This window comes from Pseudomonas sp. PWP3-1b2, from assembly GCF_049896045.1.
GTDB lineage: Bacteria > Pseudomonadota > Gammaproteobacteria > Pseudomonadales > Pseudomonadaceae > Aquipseudomonas > Aquipseudomonas antarctica_B.
Genome location: NZ_JAFCTN010000032.1, coordinates 22,495 through 44,470, shown reverse-complemented (window position 1 = coordinate 44,470; position 21,976 = coordinate 22,495). Strand labels below are relative to the sequence as shown.

22 protein-coding genes, 4 tRNA genes and 1 riboswitch are annotated in these 21,976 nt (G+C 58.4%); of the genes, 10 read left to right on the top strand and 16 right to left on the bottom strand.

Features of this window, described 5'->3' with window-relative positions:
• Positions 1–12 precede the first annotated feature (12 nt).
• From flgD to flgB, 3 genes are read right to left on the bottom strand one after another with little or no spacing between them, the layout of a single operon-like run.
• Entirely contained in the window at positions 13–732 is a 720-nt protein-coding gene (gene flgD / locus ACP7A2_RS19795) for a flagellar hook assembly protein FlgD (RefSeq protein WP_426135564.1), read from the bottom strand.
• A 16-nt stretch (positions 733–748) separates the two neighbouring features.
• A complete protein-coding gene (flgC, locus tag ACP7A2_RS19790) occupies positions 749–1,192 on the bottom strand; it encodes a flagellar basal body rod protein FlgC (protein ID WP_016973698.1) in 444 nt (147 codons plus the stop codon).
• A 3-nt stretch (positions 1,193–1,195) separates the two neighbouring features.
• On the bottom strand, positions 1,196–1,603 hold the full coding sequence (flgB, locus tag ACP7A2_RS19785; protein WP_375068032.1) for a flagellar basal body rod protein FlgB: 408 nt from the start codon (positions 1,601–1,603) through the stop codon (positions 1,196–1,198).
• Between the two features lie 304 nt (positions 1,604–1,907).
• Here flgB and ACP7A2_RS19780 point away from each other — a divergent pair, with 304 nt between their 5' ends.
• Complete coding sequence (locus ACP7A2_RS19780; protein WP_426135563.1) at positions 1,908–2,699, top strand: hypothetical protein; 792 nt, start codon at positions 1,908–1,910, stop codon at positions 2,697–2,699.
• 87 nt (positions 2,700–2,786) lie between these two features.
• Here the strand turns inward: ACP7A2_RS19780 and cheR are convergent, their stop codons facing one another.
• Together cheR and ACP7A2_RS19770 are read right to left on the bottom strand one after the other, a co-directional pair.
• A complete protein-coding gene (cheR, locus tag ACP7A2_RS19775; RefSeq protein ID WP_348057223.1) occupies positions 2,787–3,614 on the bottom strand; it encodes a protein-glutamate O-methyltransferase CheR in 828 nt (275 codons plus the stop codon).
• 43 nt (positions 3,615–3,657) lie between these two features.
• Entirely contained in the window at positions 3,658–4,590 is a 933-nt protein-coding gene (locus ACP7A2_RS19770; protein ID WP_348057221.1) for a chemotaxis protein CheV, read from the bottom strand.
• A gap of 81 nt (positions 4,591–4,671) precedes the next feature.
• Here ACP7A2_RS19770 and flgA point away from each other — a divergent pair, with 81 nt between their 5' ends.
• The 4 genes from flgA (at position 4,672) to ACP7A2_RS19750 (ending at position 7,268) form a co-directional block, all read left to right on the top strand.
• Positions 4,672–5,436 (top strand): flagellar basal body P-ring formation chaperone FlgA, encoded by a 765-nt coding sequence (flgA, locus tag ACP7A2_RS19765; protein WP_426135562.1) that lies wholly within the window; start codon positions 4,672–4,674, stop codon positions 5,434–5,436.
• 141 nt (positions 5,437–5,577) lie between these two features.
• Positions 5,578–5,904, top strand: a complete 327-nt coding sequence (gene flgM / locus ACP7A2_RS19760; protein ID WP_426135561.1) for a flagellar biosynthesis anti-sigma factor FlgM — start codon at positions 5,578–5,580, stop codon at positions 5,902–5,904.
• A 48-nt stretch (positions 5,905–5,952) separates the two neighbouring features.
• On the top strand, positions 5,953–6,423 hold the full coding sequence (locus ACP7A2_RS19755; protein WP_426135560.1) for a flagellar protein FlgN: 471 nt from the start codon (positions 5,953–5,955) through the stop codon (positions 6,421–6,423).
• A 95-nt stretch (positions 6,424–6,518) separates the two neighbouring features.
• Complete coding sequence (locus tag ACP7A2_RS19750) at positions 6,519–7,268, top strand: flagellar brake protein (RefSeq protein ID WP_426135559.1); 750 nt, start codon at positions 6,519–6,521, stop codon at positions 7,266–7,268.
• Between the two features lie 61 nt (positions 7,269–7,329).
• Here the strand turns inward: ACP7A2_RS19750 and ACP7A2_RS19745 are convergent, their stop codons facing one another.
• Together ACP7A2_RS19745 and ACP7A2_RS19740 are read right to left on the bottom strand one after the other, a co-directional pair.
• On the bottom strand, positions 7,330–8,718 hold the full coding sequence (locus tag ACP7A2_RS19745; RefSeq protein WP_426135558.1) for an MFS transporter: 1,389 nt from the start codon (positions 8,716–8,718) through the stop codon (positions 7,330–7,332).
• A gap of 269 nt (positions 8,719–8,987) precedes the next feature.
• A tRNA-Arg gene (locus tag ACP7A2_RS19740) sits at positions 8,988–9,064 on the bottom strand.
• A 325-nt stretch (positions 9,065–9,389) separates the two neighbouring features.
• Between ACP7A2_RS19740 and ACP7A2_RS19735 the strand changes: the two genes are divergently transcribed.
• From ACP7A2_RS19735 to ACP7A2_RS19725, 3 genes are all read left to right on the top strand, one after another.
• The gene (locus ACP7A2_RS19735) at positions 9,390–9,617 is read left to right on the top strand and encodes a hypothetical protein (RefSeq protein WP_348057211.1); all 228 of its coding nucleotides are present in this window, start codon (positions 9,390–9,392) and stop codon (positions 9,615–9,617) included.
• 10 nt (positions 9,618–9,627) lie between these two features.
• Positions 9,628–9,807 carry a PA3371 family protein gene (locus tag ACP7A2_RS19730; protein WP_426135557.1) on the top strand — a complete coding sequence of 60 codons (180 nt, stop codon included), beginning with the start codon at positions 9,628–9,630 and terminating at the stop codon, positions 9,805–9,807.
• Between the two features lie 388 nt (positions 9,808–10,195).
• Positions 10,196–10,522: an Arc family DNA-binding protein gene (locus ACP7A2_RS19725; protein ID WP_003193592.1), complete on the top strand. Its 327-nt coding sequence runs from the start codon at positions 10,196–10,198 to the stop codon at positions 10,520–10,522.
• Between the two features lie 109 nt (positions 10,523–10,631).
• Here ACP7A2_RS19725 and mgtE read toward each other — a convergent pair whose 3' ends face one another.
• The 8 genes from mgtE to ltaE all read right to left on the bottom strand — a co-directional run bounded on the left by mgtE (position 10,632) and on the right by ltaE (position 18,367).
• Positions 10,632–12,074: a magnesium transporter gene (gene mgtE / locus ACP7A2_RS19720; RefSeq protein WP_375068041.1), complete on the bottom strand. Its 1,443-nt coding sequence runs from the start codon at positions 12,072–12,074 to the stop codon at positions 10,632–10,634.
• 338 nt (positions 12,075–12,412) lie between these two features.
• Positions 12,413–12,489: transfer RNA gene (locus ACP7A2_RS19715), tRNA-Arg, on the bottom strand.
• A gap of 72 nt (positions 12,490–12,561) precedes the next feature.
• Positions 12,562–12,638, bottom strand: a tRNA-Arg gene (locus ACP7A2_RS19710).
• A 108-nt stretch (positions 12,639–12,746) separates the two neighbouring features.
• Positions 12,747–12,837, bottom strand: a tRNA-Ser gene (locus ACP7A2_RS19705).
• Between the two features lie 62 nt (positions 12,838–12,899).
• Entirely contained in the window at positions 12,900–13,088 is a 189-nt protein-coding gene (csrA, locus tag ACP7A2_RS19700; RefSeq protein ID WP_003175645.1) for a carbon storage regulator CsrA, read from the bottom strand.
• Positions 13,089–13,260: 172 nt separating this feature from the next.
• On the bottom strand, positions 13,261–14,502 hold the full coding sequence (locus tag ACP7A2_RS19695; protein ID WP_426135556.1) for an aspartate kinase: 1,242 nt from the start codon (positions 14,500–14,502) through the stop codon (positions 13,261–13,263).
• Positions 14,503–14,597: 95 nt separating this feature from the next.
• On the bottom strand, positions 14,598–17,216 hold the full coding sequence (alaS, locus tag ACP7A2_RS19690; protein WP_426135555.1) for an alanine--tRNA ligase: 2,619 nt from the start codon (positions 17,214–17,216) through the stop codon (positions 14,598–14,600).
• A 146-nt stretch (positions 17,217–17,362) separates the two neighbouring features.
• Positions 17,363–18,367: a low-specificity L-threonine aldolase gene (gene ltaE / locus ACP7A2_RS19685; protein WP_426135554.1), complete on the bottom strand. Its 1,005-nt coding sequence runs from the start codon at positions 18,365–18,367 to the stop codon at positions 17,363–17,365.
• 191 nt (positions 18,368–18,558) lie between these two features.
• Positions 18,559–18,728: riboswitch (FMN riboswitch) on the top strand.
• Positions 18,729–18,841: 113 nt separating this feature from the next.
• Between ltaE and ACP7A2_RS19680 the strand changes: the two genes are divergently transcribed.
• Both ACP7A2_RS19680 and ACP7A2_RS19675 read left to right on the top strand, forming a co-directional pair.
• The gene (locus ACP7A2_RS19680) at positions 18,842–19,348 is read left to right on the top strand and encodes a 6,7-dimethyl-8-ribityllumazine synthase (RefSeq protein WP_426135553.1); all 507 of its coding nucleotides are present in this window, start codon (positions 18,842–18,844) and stop codon (positions 19,346–19,348) included.
• A gap of 141 nt (positions 19,349–19,489) precedes the next feature.
• Positions 19,490–20,968 carry a M91 family zinc metallopeptidase gene (locus ACP7A2_RS19675; protein ID WP_426135552.1) on the top strand — a complete coding sequence of 493 codons (1,479 nt, stop codon included), beginning with the start codon at positions 19,490–19,492 and terminating at the stop codon, positions 20,966–20,968.
• On the opposite strand, the gene astE is transcribed toward ACP7A2_RS19675, so the two are convergent.
• Positions 20,965–21,969 carry a succinylglutamate desuccinylase gene (gene astE / locus ACP7A2_RS19670; protein WP_426135551.1) on the bottom strand — a complete coding sequence of 335 codons (1,005 nt, stop codon included), beginning with the start codon at positions 21,967–21,969 and terminating at the stop codon, positions 20,965–20,967. The genes ACP7A2_RS19675 and astE overlap by 4 nt on opposite strands.
• Between the last annotated feature and the right edge of the window lie 7 nt (positions 21,970–21,976).

Genomic DNA, 21,976 nt, shown 5'->3' with positions numbered 1-21,976 from the left:
AGTTAGCCGGCTCTATGTACCGATAGTCTGAATTTGCGACTGCTTGATGCTGGTGCCGCCGGCCAGGTTGAGCAGCATTTCGCCGCCCGTCTGGCTCAGCGTGACACTGACGACTGTCGCCGGCAGAGACGTGGCGAGGGCCACTGAATCACCCGCATCATTCTTGGTGGTGGCCGTGAAGGTGTAGGTGCCGGCTGGGGCCACCTCACCACTGCTGTTCTTGCCGTCCCAGATAAAGCTGGCGTTACCGGCGCTCTGCTCGCCCATATCGACGGTGCGCACGGTATTGCCATCCTTGTCGGTGATCTTGACGGAGACGTTGCCCACCGCCGATGGCACTGTCACGGAGCCGGTCATGCTCTTGCTGGTGTCAACCACGGTCTTGTCGGTCTGTGTGATCACCGAGCGACCGACCAACGACGACGCTTGCAGGGCTTGCGAAGACGTCGCGTTGGTGGAGATGGCCTTGACGGTATCGTTGAGGTTATTGATGCCCTCAAGGCTACTGAACTGGGCCAACTGGGCCACGAATGCACCGTTGTCCTGAGGCGACAGCGGGTCCTGGTTTTTCAACTGGGTCACCAGCAGTTGCAAGAACGCATCCTTGCCCATCGCCTGGTTGCCGGTGGCGGCATCAGCAATGGTCGATACGTTGGCCGTACTGTCTTTGACCTTGGTGTTGAAAAGGTTCTGGACCGCGGTGTTGGTAGAAGTGGTATCAACAATGGCCATTATTTGGCGCCCCTTATCACTGACCCAGGGTCAGGACCTTCTGCATCATGGTTTTGGCGGTGTTCATCATTTCCGCGTTTGTCTGGAACGAGCGGCTGGCGGAGATCATGTCAGCCATTTCCTCAACCACGTTGACGTTGGGGTAATACACGTAGCCTTTTTCGTTCGCCGCCGGGTGGTTTGGCTCGTAGCGGGCTTCGAGGTTGCTCTGGTCTTCAACCACGCCGAGCACCTGCACGCCCTGGCCTGCGGCGTCCTGATTCTGGAACAGCGAATCGCTGCCGCCGCTCTGGCCGCCCTGGAACATGGTGGCAAACACCGGGTGCCGAGCGCGGTACGTCTGGTCAATGCTCGAAGACACGGTCTCGGCGTTGGCGATGTTACTGGCGACGGTGTTCAAGCGCGTGGTCTGCGCGCTCATGCCACTGCCGGCAATATTGAAAACACTGGCTAGGGACATGATTTACTCTCCGCGCAGGGCTGACATCAGCCCTTTGAATTTGCTGTTGAGCAGGGTAAAGCTGGCCTGGAAGTTCACCGAGTTCTCGGCGTAGGCCGATTGCTCCAGCTGGGCGTCGACGGTGTTCTGGTCGATCGATGGCTGCATCGGGGTGCGATACATCAGCGACTCGTCACCACTGCTCAGGCCCTGCGCTTCGATATGACGGTTGTTGGTCATGTTCAAGGCGAAGGTGCCGTTTTTGGTCTTGTCCTGCTGTGCGGCAAGCACGGCGGAGAAGTCCAGATCCCGAGCCTTGTAGTTCGGGGTGTCGGCGTTGGCAATGTTGTTGGCCAGTACTTCGGCACGCTGGGCGCGAAAGCCCAGTGCTTGTTCGTGGATACCGAGCGCTTTATCGAAGCTGATGCTCATGGCGGAAACCTTTAGGCTGACCTGCTTTTCGTAACAAGGTCATAGCAAGGCGCATGCCAGCTTTGCGAAGGCCCGTAACTCAAGGGGTTGCGGGGAGTTCGGCGGTGGCAATGCCAGAAAAGCGGCAATGCGCTTCCGCGTGGCGCCAGTAAAGCGGCAACGGTGATTGCCGCTTTACCGCAAAGGCCGGAGAAGGCTCAGGACGATGACCGCCCGTCCGCACTGTCAATTCTGACAGTTGCGACGAGTACGCAACTGGATGCCTATTGGGCAGACATCCCCATGCGCCAGGTAGAGGCTAATCATGATCACCGTCCAAGCTCTGAGATTTGCAAAACAAGACTCGGCAACGCCCACTCCTAACTTCAACACGAGCCAGGAGCCGGGCGACTTTGTGGAACTGACGTCGAATACTCCCCTCCTGAAGGAGGACTTTGTAGTGGCGGTCATGAGCAGCACCGTAACGGGCATCACGGGTGGCCAGTTCAACCAAAGCTTTGAAGTGGCCGCAGACAGCTCCTCACTCCAACTGTTTATCCCAAAAAAGTTTGTTCTGGCCAACTCGGGAAAGGCAGTGCAATTGCAACTGCGCATCACGCGCCAAAAGGTCAGCTCCTCGTCGCCGAATGCCACTGTCACGATTAATCAGGGCGTTGTTGTGGTGCCAACGCCTGGCACATTATGGGATTTCAGCGATGGCACCCTTCAAGACTGGGTAGCTCAGGGTAGGTACATCGGCGGGGCGGTGAAGATCAGCAACGGACGCGTGTTTGCTGAGTTGACCAACAGCCAGCCGGGCGGCTCCCATATCATTACCCGCTCGGTGCAAGTGGTCTCAGGGCGCACTTACGATTGCAGCTATACGGCGAGCACAGACCTGCCTGCCACCGACGGGTCACGCCTGCATATGACGATAAATGGCGCAAGTATCGGTCCCACTGCAGCGGTCACCCCAGGCCTCACCTTATTGGGCACAGGAAAGTTCGTCGCGGACCGGACAGGCGCCATGTATCTGGGTATCTTCAATGGGTCGGTGCCCACCGGGATTCCTCATCGCCTGTTCCTGGACAATATCCGAATGGCAGAACTGCCCTGAGCACGGCTGACGAGGCCACGCCGATTACTGACACGCATAAAAAACGGGAGCCCCTTGCGGGGCTCCCGTTTTCAGTTCAAGCGACTATCACTTGGCCTGGTAAATAATACCCGGGCTGCATTGCACCATCTGGTAGTGATCCGGCAGCCCATTCAATGCTTCGGAAGCACCGAGAAACAGGTAGCCGCCACGTTTGAGCGTGCCGTGAATACGCAGCAGGATGTCTTTCTTCACTTCGGCCGAGAAGTAAATCAGTACGTTGCGGCAAAACACCATGTCGAACTTGCCGAGGCTGGCGTAGCTGTCGAGCAGGTTGAACGAGCGAAATTCCACCCGGTTCTTGATCGGCGCTTTGATTGCCCAGCGCCCCGCCCCTTTGGGGTCGAAGAAGCGTTGCAGACGTTCAGGAGACAAACCGCGGCCCAGGGCCAGGCTGTCGTACTCGCCGGTTTTGCAATTGGTGAGCATGGTGCCAGACAAGTCAGTGGCGACAATTTGCGCACCCGCCTTCAACTGGCCCATATTGGTCCGCTCGAACTCGTCGATGGACATCGAGATCGAATACGGCTCCTGCCCCGACGAACAGGCCGCCGACCAGATACGCAGGCGCTGGCCCGGCGCGGCCTTGATCGCCTCGGGCAGCACTTTGTTCTTGAGCACTTCGAACGGGTAGGTGTCGCGAAACCACAAGGTTTCGTTGGTGGTCATGGCATCGACCACCATTTCCTTTAGCCCGCTGCGCGGCTGGCCCTGGATACGCTGCACCAACTCGCCCAGAGACTTGATACCCTGCTGTTCCATCATTTTGTTGAGACGGCTGGATACCAGGTACTGCTTGTTTTCCCCAAGCAATATGCCACAGGCTTTTTCCAGGAAGACCCGGAACTGTTCGAAATCCAAATTACCCGTAGACAAAGATACCGCCTCTTAAATCGTGTGACCGCCAGGGGAAACGCCCCTAGCCGTGATCTGCTGCCTTGATCCGGTCGACTACCCGGGATGCCAGGTCATCAGGACGGAATTTGGCCAGGAAGTCGTCAGCGCCGACCTTCTTGACCATTGCCTGATTGAATACACCCGACAACGAAGTATGCAGGATGATATGCAATTTTTGCATGCGTGGATCGTTGCGTATCTCGGCCGTCAGAGTGTAGCCGTCCATTTCCGGCATCTCGATGTCGGAAATCATCATCAGAAATTCTTCTTCCGGCTTTTTGCCCTCGTCCACCAGCTTGCGCAGGTAATCCAGGGCTTGGCGACCGTCATTGAGGGCCACCACGTCTACGCCGACGGTTTGCAGACAACGGGTCACCTGCTTGCGCGCCACCGAGGAATCGTCCACGGTCAATACACGCAGGGAGATCGCCTTGTGCGCCGTGTCGGCATCGACCACGCCCACCGAGATGGTTTCCGAAGTAGGCGCCACTTCAGCGAGGATTTTCTCCACGTCGATGATTTCGACCAACTGGTTATCGACCCGCGTCACCGCCGTGAGGTAGTGGTCGCGCCCGGTGCCCTTGGGCGGCGGATGGATCTCTTCCCAATTCATGTTGACGATGCGTTCTACCGAGCGCACCAGAAAACCCTGAGTCTTGGTGTTGTACTCGGTGATGATCACAAACGGGTTCTGGCGGTCCTGCAGACCTGCGGCACCGGTGGCCAGGGCCAAGTCAAGAATCGGGATAGTCGCGCCGCGAATATTCGCCACGCCGCACACCACGGGGCTGGATTTGGGCATGATAGTCAGCTTGGGACACTGCAACACTTCCCGCACCTTGAACACATTGATGCCATACAGCTGTTTGCCGTCCAAACGAAACAGCAGCAACTCCAGGCGGTTCTGCCCTACCAGCTGTGTGCGCTGGTTTACTGAATCCATTACACCTGCCATGCCCAGACTCCTACGCTAAAACCTTTGGGGGTACGACGCATACCCAACACTAAACGGCACGAGCTTTGCTATTTATTGGCTATGGATATTAAAACGACAGTTTCCCGACGCCTTCATTTCCCGAGATACCGCAGATTACTCTGCGTCTCGATGGCATTGCTTGCCTTGGGCCTGGGCGCCACGGCCCGAGCAAACAACGTCACCTTGCCTGATCTCCTTATCGGCGTCACTCAAGGCTTTCTTGAGTTCACTGTAGAAGATTATCTGGCAACCACACAGACGCCTGGACGATATGAAATCCAGGTCAACCAATTAGACCCGCGCTTGCGCATGCCCATGTGCGACAAGGAATTGACAGCGTCGCTGGAAAGCCCCGCCCAGCCCATCGGCCGCGTTACCGTAAAAGTACGCTGCGAAGGCGCCTCGCCATGGACCGTCTTCGTGCCGGCGCAGGTCAAGCTGTTCCGCGATGTGGTTGTGGTGACACGGCCCTTGAAACGTACCGGCATCATTGGTTTCGAGGATGTGGCCCTGCGTGAACGCGACATCAGCCTGATCAATCAGGGTTATCTCACCTCACTGGACCAGGCGATCGGGCAGAAACTTACCCGACCAATGGTCACCGACCAAGTCATTACCCTGGTTCATCTTGAACAGGCCGAGGTGATACGCAAGGGCGATCAGGTGGTGATTTCCGCCAGCAGCGGCGGGTTGAGCGTAAAGATGCCGGGTGAAGCACTGTCCAACGGCGGCATGAGCGAACAGATCAGGGTGAAAAATCTCAACTCCAACCGTGTGATCAAGGCGCAAGTAACTGCACCGGGCCAGGTTGAGGTCGCTTTATAGTTTACTGGCAGAGGACGCCGGCTTTTTCTACACTGTGCGCCAGACATCCGCACGTGCAGATTTATTGTAATTCGAGCCTAAAGTTTGTCCGGGTATGGCCGAAAACATGGCAAGCGTCCATATACCCAGAGGTTTTTTATCATGGTCATCGATTTCAGTCGTTTGAATAACTCCCCGGCTTTGCCCGGCAACACCCGCACCAGCGGGGCCAAGGACGGCGTAGACGCCAAGTCCCAGCCAGCTGCTGCAGCCAAGCCAGAACAGGCCAGCGCCAGTCAGAGTGGGGAATCCGTACACCTGAGCAATGAGGCTCAACAGTTGCAGAAGGTCACTGACTCGCTGCGCGACCAACCGGTTGTCAACAAAGCCCGTGTGGCCGAGTTGAAACAGGCCGTCGCCGATGGCAGCTATAAAGTCGACAGCAACCGTGTAGCTAGCAAGCTGCTTAACTTCGAAGCCGAGCGCTAGGCAAAGGCCTGCGCAGGGCTTTTGGACGCTTAAAACCCAAGGCCAGCCATGCACCACGACGAACATTTGCTCCAACTGATCATTGATGATCTGGCGCCGACGCAACAGTTGCTCGAGCTGCTCAAAGAAGAATCCCTGGCCCTCTATGGTCGGGACATGCGCTTGCTGGAAGAAATCCTGGCGCGCAAACAGTCGCTGATTGTGTTGCTGGAGCAGCACGGCAAAAAGCGCAGTGAGATTCTCATCAGCCTCGGCCTGCCGGCCGATCACGGCGGCCTCGCTCAACTGGCCAGCCACTCCTCGGTCGGCGATCAACTGCTGACACAAAGCACCGCACTCAACTCTTTGCTCGCACAGTGCCAGGAAGCCAACCTGCTTAACGGCCAGTCGATCCAGCTGCAGCAAGCCACGACCGCCAACCAGTTACGTATACTCCACGGCGGAGAGCCTCCGGCCCTTTACAACGCCCAAGGCTCCACGTCGCGCCTGGTCAAGCCAAGTACCCGCAGCCAAGCCTGACGCCGGTTTACCGCGCACCTATCCAAGGCGCGCTACATACTGGCAAAATGCCGGTTCTTGCGTGTAGTCGTATTTTGTCTGGAGATGGAAGAACCGTGTTCAACGCCCTTAATGCGGAAGATGCCCCGCAGCCACCCAAAGTACTCTCCACTCCCCTGGAAATCGCCGGCACATTGCGGATGCTGCAAGAAAGCCATGATCCCTTGATCATCACTTTCCACGAACGCAGCCAGCGCTTTCAAAGCTACTTGGTGGACGTTGACCGCGACAGCAAGACGCTGGCACTGGACGAAATGGTCCCGCGTGATGGTGAACGCCACCTTGAGAGTGGCGAACCGTTCCGTATCGAAGGGTTCCATGATGGCGTGCGAATCGCCTGGGAAAGCAACGGCACCCTGACCATCAGCGAAAAGGACGGCCACCGCATCTACACCGGCAGCATGCCCGGCGAGGTGGTCTACCATCAGCGTCGCAATGCCTTTCGCGCAGCGCTGAAGCTGGCGCAACTGGTCGGCATCGAGCTGGGCGGCGAGAAGCTTAAGGCACCGGTCAGCGGCAAGCTGCTGGATATTTCCGCCACCGGCTGCAAATTGCGTTTTGAAGGCGACATCTCCGAGCGCCTGCAACTGGGCCAGGTCTACGACCGTTTCATCGCGGCCCTGCCCTTCGGCAGCATGACCACCTCCGTCGAACTGCGTTACCTGCACTTCGAAGACAAGATCAACACGACGTTTGCCGGTGTGCGCTTCCACAACATGAGCGGCCTGGTGCAGCGCCAAGTGGAACGTTTTGTGTACCAGCTGCAACGTGAAGCGCGGCGCTTCGACAAGGACGACGATTTTTAAGCCTGAAAGCTCGCGTCAAAAAAAACGGGCAGACCCTGATGGGGTCTGCCCGTTTTTGCATTCAGGGGCGCGCCCTGCTCAAGTCGTGAGGATGTTCGTCTGGCCCCAAAGGCTCAGGCGGCCCTTCGAAAGGTGGCTCATCGTCTGCCGGTGACGGCGGATCGGTTTCAGGCACCGGGTCCGGGACAGGATCCTGCATTTGTTCCTGCACGACCGCCTCGTCGACGCGCGGGTCGAGGCAAGCCACCAATGGCGAGCTGGACATGCTGTCGGGCATCGCCACGTGGTGCAACGGCGCGTCGTCCACCTGATGCAGGTTGGTCACCGCCTTCGGCCGAATGCGCCACACGAGAATGGCCGCACACAGGCTGAAAAACGCATAGAGCATATGGCTGCCGAACAGCTTCATCGCCACACCCGCCAACAGCGGGCCGATGCTCGCACCCACGCCGTACGTCACCAGCAGCATGGCCGTCAGCGACACTCGGCGATCACCTTCCACATGGTCGTTGGAAAATGCGACCGCCAATGGGTACAGGCAGAACTGCACCAGCGAACACAGGAAGCCAGCCACGAACAGCACTTCCAACGGCACGTGCGTCATGATCGCCAGGGGCAATGCGGCCACTGCCAGGCACAAGGCAAAACAGCGAATCAACAGGGCACGGTCGTAACGGTCCGACAGCCAGCCCAAAGGCCACTGCACCAGCAAACCGGCAAAAATACAGCAGCCCATGAACAGGCCGACCTGCTCAGTGGTCAGCCCTTGTTGGGATGCATACAACGGCGCCAAGCCGTAGAACGAACCAACGATCACACCCGCGCCCAACACCGTGCTCAACGACTGCGGCACGCGCTTTATAAAGAAGCGCGGCTCCATCGGCGCCGGGTGCAAAGGTGCCGGGTGAATACGTCGGGTCATCGCCACCGGCACCAGGCACAGGGCAAAGCACAATGCGACCAGCATAAGCAGTTCAAGGCCCAGCTCTGGGTGCATAACCAGGATCAGTTGACCCAGCACCAGCCCCAGGTAAGACGCAATCATGTAGCCGCTGAACACCACACCACGCTGCTTGGCTTCCGCCTGCTCATTGAGCCAGCTTTCGATGACCATGTACTGGCACATCATCCCCAGGCCGACGATTATCCGCAGCACGATCCAGGCTGGCAGCCAGTTGATCAGCCCATGGCCCAACACCGCCGCACCGACGATCCCGGCGCAGGTGGCGTAAGCCCGGATATGCCCCACCCGGGCAATCAGGCGATGCCCGATCTTGCCGCCCAGCACCAGGCCAAAGTAGTTGGCCGCCATCAGCGCACCCACCCACAGGCTGTCGACATGGTCGGCCGCCAGGCGCAAAGCCAGGTAGGTACTGAGCAGGCCAGAGCCGATCAGCATCATCAAGGAGGCGAAATAAAGGGCTCGAAAAGGTTTCCAGATTTGGCGCATCGGCGTTCCGAGCGGCTCCTTGCAGTGAGAGACAGGGCTATCAAATGATAGCCCCGGGTTGCCGGTTCCGGACAGGCGGTACGCACTGTTTCCGGGGGAATATTTTGCTTACGTGCTCAGACGCTGTCTGGCCACCTGCGAGGTACACCGATTGCGATAAAAACCCGCCGCCCCTGCTGAGAACCTCGATCATCGGCAAGGTTCGACCGGTGTTTAAAAGACAGCCACAAAAAAGCCCCGCCGGAACATCCTGAGCGGGGCTTTGAATCTGGTGTCCCAGGGCCGGTTCGAACGGCCAACCTTCCCCTTAGGAGGGGGATGCTCTATCCAATTGAGCTACTGGGACAAATGACAGCCATGGCGCCAAGGGCGCGGCGACAGACGGCGTGCATGTTAACGGCCAGGGTCGGTTTTGTCATGTCGTCCGTTGGCTTTTTGAGTGTAGGCCGATCCTTGTTTGAGCAACCCCTGCCGCATCCCGCAAATACGGGGGTTGGAGGCCATCGTGCAAATTGCACTCCCCCAAAATGCCAGCATTGCAAATTGCAACCTTTCAGGGCTTTGAAGTAGACTTAAGGCATTGATTTTATTGAACAAATAGATTGGCACGAGACCTGCAATACTTCTCCTACAAACCAGACAAGCCACGGCGTTAAGCGGAGAACATAACCATGAACAGTGCCCTTTTGTTAGCGCTTAACGCTATTGCCCTGGCTGCACTCGTCACGTTTCATTTTCAATCGACCGGCAGCGATGACCCTGCACAGATCAGCCAGGCGGTACCGCACCATTTGCAACAACGTCCGCAATTGGCGGTAATGACGCCAAATGCGCAATCGCCGGTACGCCTGACTCAAGGTGCGCAAACTGCGCCTGCTTCCGAACACTGGGTGTTCTAAGGAATTGCTCATGTCCAAATCCGCTTGTTTCTTTTTATGCCTGACAATCGCTTCCGGCGTCGCAGGGATGAACACCAGTGCGCAAGCCGGGCAAACCACGGCGTTTGTGGTTTCAGGGATCTCTGCAAGCCTTCTGCTGCTCACCCTCATCATGGGTCGCCGCATTAAATTCGACCCGGTTCTACGCTGAACCCCCTCCTCCCGCCCTACCTTATGTCGCCTCGCACTCGTAAATCGGCAAATTGCCACTAGTCTAAAGATCAGGGGCAAAATGCCACATTGCGCTACGATGTGCGGCCTTTAACCCCGATGTGGCCTGGATTTGCCCGAAAATCACGTTCGGGTGACTGCCCGTAAAATATTTTCAAACCAGTCCGCAAAAATGCAAATGAGTGCTGGCATAAAGCCTTTAGGCAGTTCAATATTTGTCACAGAATTGACGCCAAGTAACTGTCAAATCTGAGGCATGATGCGTCCTCTTTGCAATTAGGGTTGAACTTTGGTCGTGAGCCTTGTCTTAACACTCATCCTTGCGGCCAATTCCAAAAACCGCTCCCCTGAACTAACCGGTTAAATATATGCGCCCATTGAAACAGGCAATTTATTCCAGCCGTACGGCTGACAAGTTCGTCGTACGTCTGCCAGACGGAATGCGGGAACGCATTGCCGAGGTGGCTCGCAATCATCACCGCAGCATGAACTCCGAAATCATCGCGCGCCTGGAGCAGAGCCTCATTCAGGAAGGTGCGTTGGGCGAAGAGTTAAGCATGCGCCTGGACAGCCCTGAGCTGTCGCTGCACGAACGCGAACTGCTGCAGCGTTTTCGTCAGCTCTCCCACCGTCAGCAAAATGCCCTCGTCTCGCTTATCGCGCACGACGTCGAGGCGGCCGCAGAAGCCAATTGATCTGCAACTGAAAGCCGAAGCCAGCCATGTGCTGGCTTTTTTTTGCGCGGAATTCAAGCGTTGCCCAGGACGGGCGGGTGTGGGAGCGGGCTTGCCCGCTCCCACCAGGTCAGAGCAGGAAGATGGTTGCCAGACCCAGGAAGATGAAGAAGCCGCCGCTGTCAGTCATGGCGGTAATCATCACACTGGCGCCCATGGCCGGGTCGCGACCAAGGCGCGCCAGGGTCATGGGGATCAACACCCCCATCAGCGCCGCAAGCAACAGGTTAAGAGTCATGGCGGCTGTCATCACCACCCCCAGCGACCAACTGCCATAGAGCAAATAGGCGACCACACCGATTACCCCGCCCCAGACCACGCCATTGATCAGCGCGACCGCCAGCTCCTTGCGCATGAGTCGCGAGGAATTAGCGGTACTGACCTGATCGAGTGCCATGGCACGCACAATCATGGTGATCGTCTGGTTACCGGAGTTGCCACCGATACCGGCCACAATCGGCATCAATGCCGCGAGCGCCACCAATTTCTCGATCGAGCCCTCGAATAGCCCGATGACCCGCGACGCGATGAATGCGGTAATCAGGTTGACGGCCAGCCAGGCCCAACGGTTACGCAATGAGCGCCATACCGACGCAAAAATATCTTCCTCTTCACGCAGACCGGCCATGTTGAGGACTTCGGTTTCACTCTCTTCACGAATCAGGTCGACCATTTCATCGATGGTCAAACGGCCAATAAGCTTGCCGTTCTTGTCGACCACCGGCGCCGAGATCAAGTCATAACGCTCGAACGCCTGAGCGGCGTCGTAGGCATCCTCGTCCGGATGAAAGCTCACCGTGTCGCTGGCCATCAGGTCCGCAACGCGCTTGTCCGGGTCGTTGACCAGCAGACGCTTGATCGGCAACACGCCCTTGAGAATGCCTTCGTAGTCGACAACAAACAGCTTGTCGGTGTGCCCAGGCAGCTCTTTGAGGCGACGCAGGTAACGCAATACCACTTCCAGGCTGACGTCTTCGCGGATGGTGACCATCTCGAAGTCCATCAGTGCGCCGACCTGATCCTCGTCATAGGACAGCGCGGAGCGCACACGCTCACGCTGCTGGCTATCGAGGGCCTCCATCAGCTCATGGACAACATCACGGGGCAGCTCAGGGGCCAGGTCAGCCAGTTCGTCGGCGTCCATCTCCCTGGCAGCAGCCAAGAGCTCGTGATCGTCCATGTCGGCGATCAGGGTTTCTCGGACCGAGTCGGATACTTCGAGGAGAATGTCGCCGTCGCGGTCAGCCTTGACCAACTGCCAAAGGGTCAGTCGATCATCCAGTGGCAAGGCTTCAAGAATGTAAGCGACGTCGGCGGAGTGCAGGTCATCAAGCTTGCGCTGCAACTCGACGAGGTTTTGCCGGTGAACCAGGTTTTCGACGCGGTCGTGATTCGGACCTTCCTGGCGATGCGTGAGGTCTTCGACCACGCGCTGGCGCTGCAGCAGCTCGATGACTTGAGCCAGACGATCCTGCAGGCTTTCTTGTGTTTTCTTTACTTCTACTTCGGTCATAGGCGAACTCCACTCCCAGCAGCGGGTACGCCGGAAGGATCAATCAGTCAATTCATGATTGGAAAAACGGGGTACTAAGTAACTACTGGGCAAGTCCATGGAGGTATTCCACAAGCCCCGGCGGGGCTGACGGGCGCAATGATACACGCTGCGTGCGCTTTTAACGCTAAAAAACTGGAAAGAACAAGCGCTTGCGAGCCAAAGCTGAGCAGCGGCTGCATCTATGAACTGCGACGACGCAGCGGATGAGGAAAACACATCGAGGCCAGGAAAAAGCCGAAATCCTACACAAACCCCAGACGGCAAAAAGCCCGCACTAGGCGGGCTTTTTGTTTGTATGGTGCACTCGACAGGATTCGAACCTGTGACCGCTCGGTTCGTAGCCGAGTACTCTATCCAGCTGAGCTACGAGTGCAGAGTGTGTTTTTAGACCAGATCACAACTGGTTGAAGCCGAATCACCTGCATTACTGCAACTGACTCTTAAATGGTGCACTCGACAGGATTCGAACCTGTGACCGCTCGGTTCGTAGCCGAGTACTCTATCCAGCTGAGCTACGAGTGCATTTGTTGCCGCGCATTATAGGCCGTTCAATCTCTATGTAAAGCTATTTTTTCGTTAATTTTCAACAACTTAGCGAAAAAACCAGATTGCAACGTACTAAGCAAATAATGGCGGAGAACGGGGGATTCGAACCCCCGACACCCTTTTGAGGTGTACTCCCTTAGCAGGGGAGCGCCTTCGGCCACTCGGCCAGCTCTCCGCAACACGGGGCGTATATTAACCACGTTCATCCCCGTTTGCAAACATAAAAAACGATAAAAATTAAAGGCTTGGTTCTTCGTCCTTCTCTTTCTTGATCCGCAGGTAAATTTCCTCGCGGTGGACCGCTACCTCTTTCGGAGCGTTAACCCCGATACGCACTTGATTGCCTTTGACGCCGAGCACGGTCACGGTGATTTCGCCATCACCGATAATCAGGCTTTCTGCGCAACGACGAGTCAGAATCAGCATACCTTTCACCTCACGCAATACAGTTCAGGAACCACAGTCTGCAAAAAAAGGCCTTCGACCTACGACCAAAAGCCATAGTCCTACTGCCTAAGTATTGTCGAGCCCACGCAAAACAACATGCGCCCCACAAAAAAATGAAAGGCGCGGTAAACCGCGCCTTCCTGGCATTGCATCACTCGCCCTGTCGGGCCGGTGCGTCCAGCTCAAAAGCGGTGTGCAGCGCACGCACAGCCAGCTCCAGGTACTTCTCTCCGATCACCACCGAGACTTTGATTTCCGAGGTGGAGATCATCTGGATGTTGATGCTTTCCTTGGCCAGAGCTTCAAACATGCGACTGGCAACGCCGGCATGGGAACGCATGCCCACACCCACGATCGACACCTTGGCAATCTTGGTATCGCCGACCACTTCACGGGCGCCAATCTCGCTCGCAGTGTTCTGCAGAATTTTCTCAGCCGCATCGTACTCGTTGCGGTGCACGGTGAAGGTGAAATCGGTGGTGTTATCGTGCGAAACGTTCTGCACGATCATGTCGACTTCAATATTGGCGCTACTGATAGGACCAAGGATCTTGAACGCCACGCCCGGAGTATCCGGCACGCCACGGATCGTCAGCTTGGCTTCATCGCGGTTGAAAGCGATGCCGGAAATGATCGGCTGTTCCATGGATTCCTCTTCATCAATAGTAATAAGGGTGCCCGGACCCTCTTTGAAGCTGTGCAATACGCGCAGCGGAACGTTGTACTTGCCGGCAAACTCCACCGCGCGAATCTGCAACACCTTGGAACCGAGGCTGGCCATTTCCAGCATCTCTTCGAAGGTGATCTTTTCCAGGCGCTGAGCCACGGAAACAACGCGCGGGTCAGTGGTGTAAACGCCATCCACATCGGTGTAGATCTGGCATTCATCGGCCTTCAGAGCCGCAGCCAGTGCCACGCCGGTCGTGTCCGAACCGCCGCGCCCCAGTGTGGTGATGTTGCCGTGTTCGTCCACACCCTGGAACCCTGCTACAACTACCACGCGCCCGGCTTTGAGATCAGTACGAATTTTCTGATCATCAATTTGCAGGATGCGCGCCTTGGTGTGCGCGCTGTCGGTGAGGATGCGCACCTGACTGCCAGTGTAGGACACCGCTGGCACACCACGTTTGTTCAGCGCCATGGCCAGCAAGGCGATCGTCACCTGCTCGCCCGTGGAGATGATCACATCCAGCTCACGCGGCAGCGGTTGTTGATCGCCGCTGATTGCCTTGGCCAGATCGATCAGGCGATTGGTCTCGCCGCTCATGGCCGACAGCACCACCACCAGGTCGTCGCCGGCATCGCGGAATTTCTTAACCTTGTCAGCGACCTGCTCGATTCTTTCAACAGAGCCGACCGAGGTGCCTCCAAATTTCTGTACGATCAAAGCCATTTCTAAGCCGCCTCAGCCCGTAAAGGGGCGCCCAATAAACGAATTCAAGCAACCGAGCGAGCCCATGACTAGACCATGGGCTCATTAACAGCGCCTTAAATGCCTGCCTCGACAAACGGCACGGTCAGGGCCAGTGCCGCGTCCAGAGCGCCAGCGTCTATACCACCGCCTTGCGCCATGTCCGGACGACCACCGCCCTTCCCGCCCACTGCCGCGGCGGCTTGCTTCATCAAATCACCGGCCTTGAGTTGGCCAGTCAGGTCCTTGGTTACACCGGCAACCAGAACGACCTTTTCCTCATGGACACCGCCGAGCAGGATCACTGCGCGGCCGAGTTTGTTCTTCAACTGATCGACCAAGGCCAACAACGCCTTGCCGTCCTGACCGTCCAGGCGCACCGCCAGGACTTTCACACCCTTGACGTCCAGCGCGCCGGCCGACAGATCGTCGCCCGCCGCACTGGCTGCCTTGGCCTGCAACTGCTCCAGCTGTTTCTCCAGCGCGCGGTTGCGCTCCAGAACGGCGGACAGCTTGTCGATCAGGTTGTCACGGCTGCCCTTGACCAGGCCCGCCGCTTCCTTGAGTTGTTCTTCAGCCGCATTAAGGTAGGCCAGGGCCGCAGCGCCGGTCACCGCTTCAATACGACGTACACCGGAAGCCACACCGCCTTCGCTGATGATTTTCAGCAGGCCGATGTCGCCGGTGCGGTTGGCGTGGATACCGCCACACAGCTCCACCGAGAAGCTGCCGCCCATGCTCAGCACGCGAACCTGGTCGCCGTACTTCTCGCCAAACAGCGCCATAGCGCCTTTATTCCTGGCGGTCTCGATGTCGGTTTCTTCAGTCTCCACCGGGGTGTTCTTGCGAATCTCGGCGTTGACGATGTCTTCCAGGGCCTTCAATTGCTCAGGCTTGATCGCTTCAAAGTGGCTGAAGTCGAAGCGCAGGCGCTGACTGTTAACCAACGAACCTTTCTGCTGCACATGTTCACCCAATACTTGACGCAACGCGGCGTGCAGCAGGTGAGTGGCCGAGTGGTTCAAAGCAGTTGCATGCCGTACGTCGGCATCCACTTGAGTGTCTACCGGTGCGCCGACCGTCAGGTTGCCCAGCACCAGCACGCCGTGGTGCAGGAACGCGCCGCCGGTCTTGGTGGTGTCACGCACCTCAAAACGCCCGGAGGTCGAGCTGAGGAAACCACAGTCGCCAATCTGGCCACCGGACTCGGCGTAGAACGGCGTCTGGTCCAGGACCACAACGGCCTCGTCGCCTTCGCTCAACACATCGACGGATTTGCCGTCTTTGTAAATGGCCACGATTTTGGCCGAGCCAACGGTCGCCTTGTAGCCGATGAACTCGGTCGGCACATCAACCTTGACCAGAGTGTTGTAGTCCAGGCCAAACGAGCTGGCGGAACGGGCACGCACGCGCTGGGCTTCCATCTCACGCTCAAAACCGGCTTCATCGACGGTCAGCTCGCGCTCACGGGCGATGTCGGCAGTCAGGTCCATCGGGAAACCGTAGGTGTCGTACAGCTTGAACACCACGTCGCCCGGCACCACGCTGCCTTTGAGCTCAGCCAGGTCCTGTTCGAGGATCTTCAGGCCGTGTTCCAGGGTCTTGGAGAACTGCTCTTCTTCAGCCTTGAGCACGCGCTCGATGTTGGCTTGCTGCTGCTTGAGCTCCGGGAAGGCTTCGCCCATCTCGGCCACCAGTGCGGCAACGATTTTGTAGAAGAAGCTGCCGGTGGCGCCCAGCTTGTTACCGTGACGGCAGGCGCGACGGATGATACGGCGCAGCACATAGCCACGGCCTTCGTTCGACGGCAGCACGCCGTCGGCGATCAGGAAGCCGCAGGAACGAATGTGGTCCGACACCACCTTGAGCGAAGACTGGCCTTCGTTGGCGCAGCCAATCGCCGCAGCCGAGGCGCTCAGCAAGTTGGTGAACAGGTCGATTTCGTAGTTGGAGTGAACGTGCTGCATCACCGCACTGATCCGCTCCAGGCCCATGCCGGTGTCCACCGACGGCGCCGGCAGCGGATGCAACACGCCATCGGCGGTGCGGTTGAACTGCATGAACACGTTGTTCCAGATCTCGATGTAACGGTCGCCGTCTTCTTCCGGCGAGCCCGGCGGGCCGCCCCAGATGTCGGCGCCGTGATCGTAGAAAATCTCGGTGCATGGGCCACACGGGCCGGTATCGCCCATGGTCCAGAAGTTATCGGAGGCGTAAGGCGCGCCCTTGTTGTCGCCGATGCGGATCATGCGCTCGGCCGGCACACCGATTTGCTGGGTCCAGATGTCATACGCTTCGTCGTCGGTGGCGTAGACGGTGACCCAGAGTTTTTCCTTCGGCAGCTTCAACACGCCGGTCAGGAAGGTCCAGGCAAAGGTAATCGCATCTTTCTTGAAATAGTCGCCGAAGCTGAAGTTACCGAGCATTTCGAAGAACGTGTGGTGGCGCGCGGTGTAACCCACGTTTTCCAGGTCACTGTTCTTGCCGCCGGCGCGTACGCACTTCTGGCTGCTGGTGGCGCGGGTGTAGGCGCGCTTTTCCTGGCCCAGGAAGCAGTCCTTGAACTGGTTCATCCCCGCGTTGGTGAACAGCAGGGTTGGGTCATTGCCTGGGATCAAGGAGCTGGAGGCTACACGGGTGTGGCCTTGTTCTTCGAAGAAGCGAAGGAAGGCTTCACGGATTTCTGCGCTTTTCATTAGGTTCTTCCACGGAGGCTGCGGCCAAAGGCCAGTGCGCAACATCATCAGACGGAGCGACGGCAAAGGGCCGCATTATATCGGCCCTTTGCCGGTGGTACAGCGTGTTTATGCGATAGAAACAGTCAATTAGACGGTCTGCAGGGTCATTTTCGGGAAAACTCGACAAATGTCTCCAGCACGCGCTCCATCTGCGCCCGGCTCACGTCCAAATGCGTGACCATGCGCAGGCGCGGCGCAGCGCTCAACGTGATCCCGCGTTCAGCGGCAAACGCCTTCAAGGCCTGCGCGCGGTCCCCTACGTGCACGTAGACCATATTGGTCTGCACCGGCTCGACCTCGTAACCGGCCTTACGCAGTTCATCCCCCAGCCATTGCGCGTTGGCATGGTCATCGGCCAGGCGCTGCACTTGGTGATCCAGCGCGTACAACCCCGCCGCAGCCAGGGAGCCGGCCTGGCGCATGCCGCCGCCGACCATCTTGCGCAGGCGCCGCGCCTTGGCGATCAGCGCCGTAGACCCGCACAACACCGAGCCAATCGGCGCGCCGAGGCCTTTGGACAAACACACCGACACCGAGTCGAAATAACCGGCAATCTCCCGCGCATCCACGCCCAGCTTGACCGCCGCATTGTAGATTCGCGCGCCGTCCAGGTGCAGGGCCAGGCCGTGTTCATGGGTGAATGCACGGGCTTTGGCCAGGTAATCCAGCGGCAATACCTTGCCCTGCATGGTGTTTTCCAGCGCCAGCAGGCGGGTGCGGGCGAAATGGAAGTCGTCGGGTTTGATCGCCGCCAGTACCTGATCCAAGTCGAGTGAGCCGTCCGCCTGCACGTCCAGCGGCTGAGGCTGGATCGAACCGAGTACCGCCGCCCCGCCACCTTCATATTTGTAGGTGTGGGCTTGCTGACCAACGATGTATTCCTCGCCGCGCTCACAGTGAGCCATCAACGCCAGCAGGTTGCTCATGGTGCCGGTGGGCACGAAGAGTGCCGCCGCAAACCCCAGGCGCTTGGCCATTTCGGCCTCCAGGTGGTTGACGCTGGGGTCTTCGCCGTACACGTCGTCGCCGCTGGCGGCGTTGGCCATCGCGTCCCGCATGCCGGGGGTGGGTTGGGTCACGGTGTCGCTGCGCAGGTCGATCACAGACATGAAACAAGCCTCTGGAGGGTTAAGTCGTTTCTTATATGAGTGATTACTGCGGGCAAAGCCACGCAATATCAAGCCCCGCTGTACCTTCAATCGAATACCAACCAAACAAACCGATATAGCTTATCGATACGGCACCCGTGCAGTTTTTGAAAATCCATGTTAAAAACTCACCGCCGCCAGGGTTCTGGTGGCAACGTTCTCAGGGCGGGGTGTAATTCCCCACCGGCGGTAATTGCACGCAATGTGCATAGCCCGCGAGCGCTTGGCGCCTCGAACTGCTCACGCAGGACGGCGACAAGGTCAGCAGACCCGGTGTGATCCCGGGGCCGACGGTCATAGTCCGGATGAAGAGAGAACGGGATTGGCACCTAAGGGCCGAGCGCCGCGTTCATGCTTGCATGGCGTAGCTGTCCGCACCCTTAAATCCCATTCGATTCATAACGCCCTGTTTTTTTCTTAAACAGGAGTCAGAACATGCAACCCATCTCAATCGACAGCAAAAGCAAAAACCATCACGGCGAGCGCGTCGCGTTTATCCAGGCCTGCTGGCACAAGGAAATCGTCGACCAATCCCGTAAAGGCTTCCTCGCCGAAATGATCGCCCAGGGCTACCAGGAATCGGACATCGATTTCTTCGAAGTCGGCGGCGCCTTTGAACTGCCCCTGCACGCCAAACTGCTCGCCAAGACCGGCCGATATGCCGGTATCGTTGCTGCAGCCCTGGTAGTGGACGGCGGCATCTACCGTCATGAGTTCGTCGCCCAATCGGTGGTCAGCGGCCTGATGCAGGTTCAGCTCGAAACCGAAGTGCCAGTGTTCTCGGTGTCCCTGACCCCGCACCACTTCCACGCTGGCAGCGAGCACACCACGTTCTTCTACGAACACTTCGTGCACAAGGGCCAGGAAGCGGCACGCACCTGCGCCGACACCCTGCACAAAGTCCGCGCGATCCGTCGCAGCGAGCAAAAACTGGCGGTCTGACCCACGCTCAGCCCGTTAAAAAAAACGCCCCGGCAAGCTCGCTTGTCGGGGCTTTTTTGTGGGCGCTTGCATAGTTACCGCCTCAACAGCGCGCCCTTGCCGTTAAGTACCGCCTGCCTACTTAACCAAAGGACACGCGACATGTTAACCACCCCAAACGCCGACGGCGTCTACGTCATCGACGCCAACACACGCACCGCCAACCCCAGGCGCGAGCCCACCCATAATCGCCCGGGCGGCCCAGGTTTTATCGAGGTGCATGAAATCCTTGAAAATGAAAATGTGCGTATCGAGCGCAGACTGTTCAAGGAGCAACACGTTGATCAACTGTGCCTCACCACCTTTAACGTGCCCGACAACGTCAATGTCTTCGCCGCTGCACCTCCCGCCGGGCCGCTGTCGACGCTGTCTGTGCAGATCAACCAGTCACGCTACGAAATCACGCTTAACTGGCAGTCACAAACACTGGTACTGGACACACAGGGCGGCAACGACCGGATTCACATCGAGGACAACGTGATTGTTCCCGTCTTCGTCTACACCGGCGAAGGCGACGACCGTGTGTTCAACGCCGCCAGAATCGCCAGCGTGTATACAGGCCCCGGTGATGATTTCATCGCGGTCCTCAACGGCAAGTGTCACGTCGAGGCCGGCGACGGCAACGACGAAGTGCACGGCTATCAAGGCACTCACATGACGGTGTACGGCGGCCCCGGCAGCGACGACATCAGCGGCGGTGATGGCAGCTGCTTTATCGACGGTGGCGAGGGCGACGACCATATTCTCGGTGGCCGTGGGCCGAATATCCTCAGCGGCGGCCCCGGTAACGACCGGATCAAGGCCGGCCCGGCGAGCAATGTGATCTACACCGGCGACGGGCTCAACGAGGTCACCCAGCTCAAAGCCGACGACGTGACCTACTTCAACTTCAAGAGCAACCTGACCGTTAACTGCGCGCTGATGATGCACCCGGACACCCTCCCCGACCTCCCGCAAGGGCAGTTGGCTTCCCATGCCATCCACCTCGAACCCAAGCCACTGGCTCACAGCGGCATAGCGATTCAGGGCAGTGCGCCATTCATTGCACGGGTCAACGACGACCTGCGCCTGTTGCTTGGCTCACCGACCGGTCAACGGTTGTTGGCGGAACTGGAACGCGCCACGCTGGCGAGCGGCCGCCCGATCACCATCCATGAGTTTTACCCCGAACCCAACGGGCTTTTCGCGCCCGACCCTGCAAGCGCAAACTGGCCGTTTATCCACAATAATCAGCCAGGGCGCCCTTCCTATGGCGGAAGCATCTGGTACAACACCACCGATATCATCCCCGGAACGCCCAGCATCATTAACCTGTTCCACGAGCTGTGCCACGCCTACAACAACATCAGCGGCACGGTATTGCGGGGGGGAAGCCTGGATGGAATCGACGGCACCAAACCGCGTGACCTGGTCCCCAACAGCGAACTTCAGGCCGTAGGCTTGCCGACCACCGCGCAACCGTTCGACTTCGACAGCGACCCCGGCACCCCGCCGACAAACACCAACCCGCCAGCGTTCAGCGAAAACGGCTTGCGCAAAGAACTGGGGTTACCGCCGCGCCTGCAATACCGCAAAGACTAAGCCAGGCCTTGCTCGGTGGTCGGCACAATGAGGATCCCGGCGCGCAAGCCGTTCTTCACTTTCGGGTTGGGGAAGATGATGCGCGCGCCCTCCTCCTCGATCACCCAGCGGGTCTTGGCGACGTCTTCGGCCAGCAGATAGCCCTTGGCGAGCGGCGAGAAGTTTTCCACGTCGGCCGGCAGGTGCATCAGGAAGGCGTCACTGTGCTTCATGACTTCGCGCGACACGGCAAACAGCTGCAGGCCGTCGAGGCTATCGGTCTCAGGCTCGGTGCCTTCGATGATGTGCTTCAAACGAGCCTCCAGGCGTGACACGTCCACGCCCTCGTTCTGCCCGAACGGCCGCGCCTTGCCCAACTCCAGGGTGAACGCCTCAGCGTCAAGTTGCTCGTAGGTAAACGCGGTGAAGGTGATCGAGGTCTTGTTCTGCAACAGCACCGCTTCCATGCCGGCGGCGCGCAGGCGCGCCAGCTCTCGACGGGAATGCTGGCGCCCGTCTTTCCACGGGTACAGGGCAAATTGCTCGATTTTCGAGCCACGAATGGCGGTGTGCAGGTCGTAATGCAGGCGCGAACGGCCAGGCAGGCTGAAAAAGCTGCGGGCCAGTTGCTCAAGCTCGGCAGCGCGCATGGCTTCGGGGCCGATGTTTTTTTCATGACGGCCGTTGAACAGCCGGTTGACGTCCAGTTCCAGATAACGCTCGCCGCGGCGCATGGCTTCGGGGTTACCGAACAGGAACAAAATACGGTTGCGGGGTTTGATCTCCCCACGGGCAATGCCATGCAACAGGCGGTCGAGCAGTTCGATCGGCGCCGTTTCGTTGCCATGAATGCCGGACGACAGCAACACGTCGCTGCCGTTGTCCCGGGCCTGCGGCGGGCGCACTTCAAGTGCGCCCTCGCTGAGCCAGCGCATCTGCACGCCGTCGACAGTCAGTTGAATTTTTTGCGCCGGTTCGCGACCGGCGAGGGTCAGTTCAAGCAGTTTGCCGAGGGCGAGCATAAGGGGC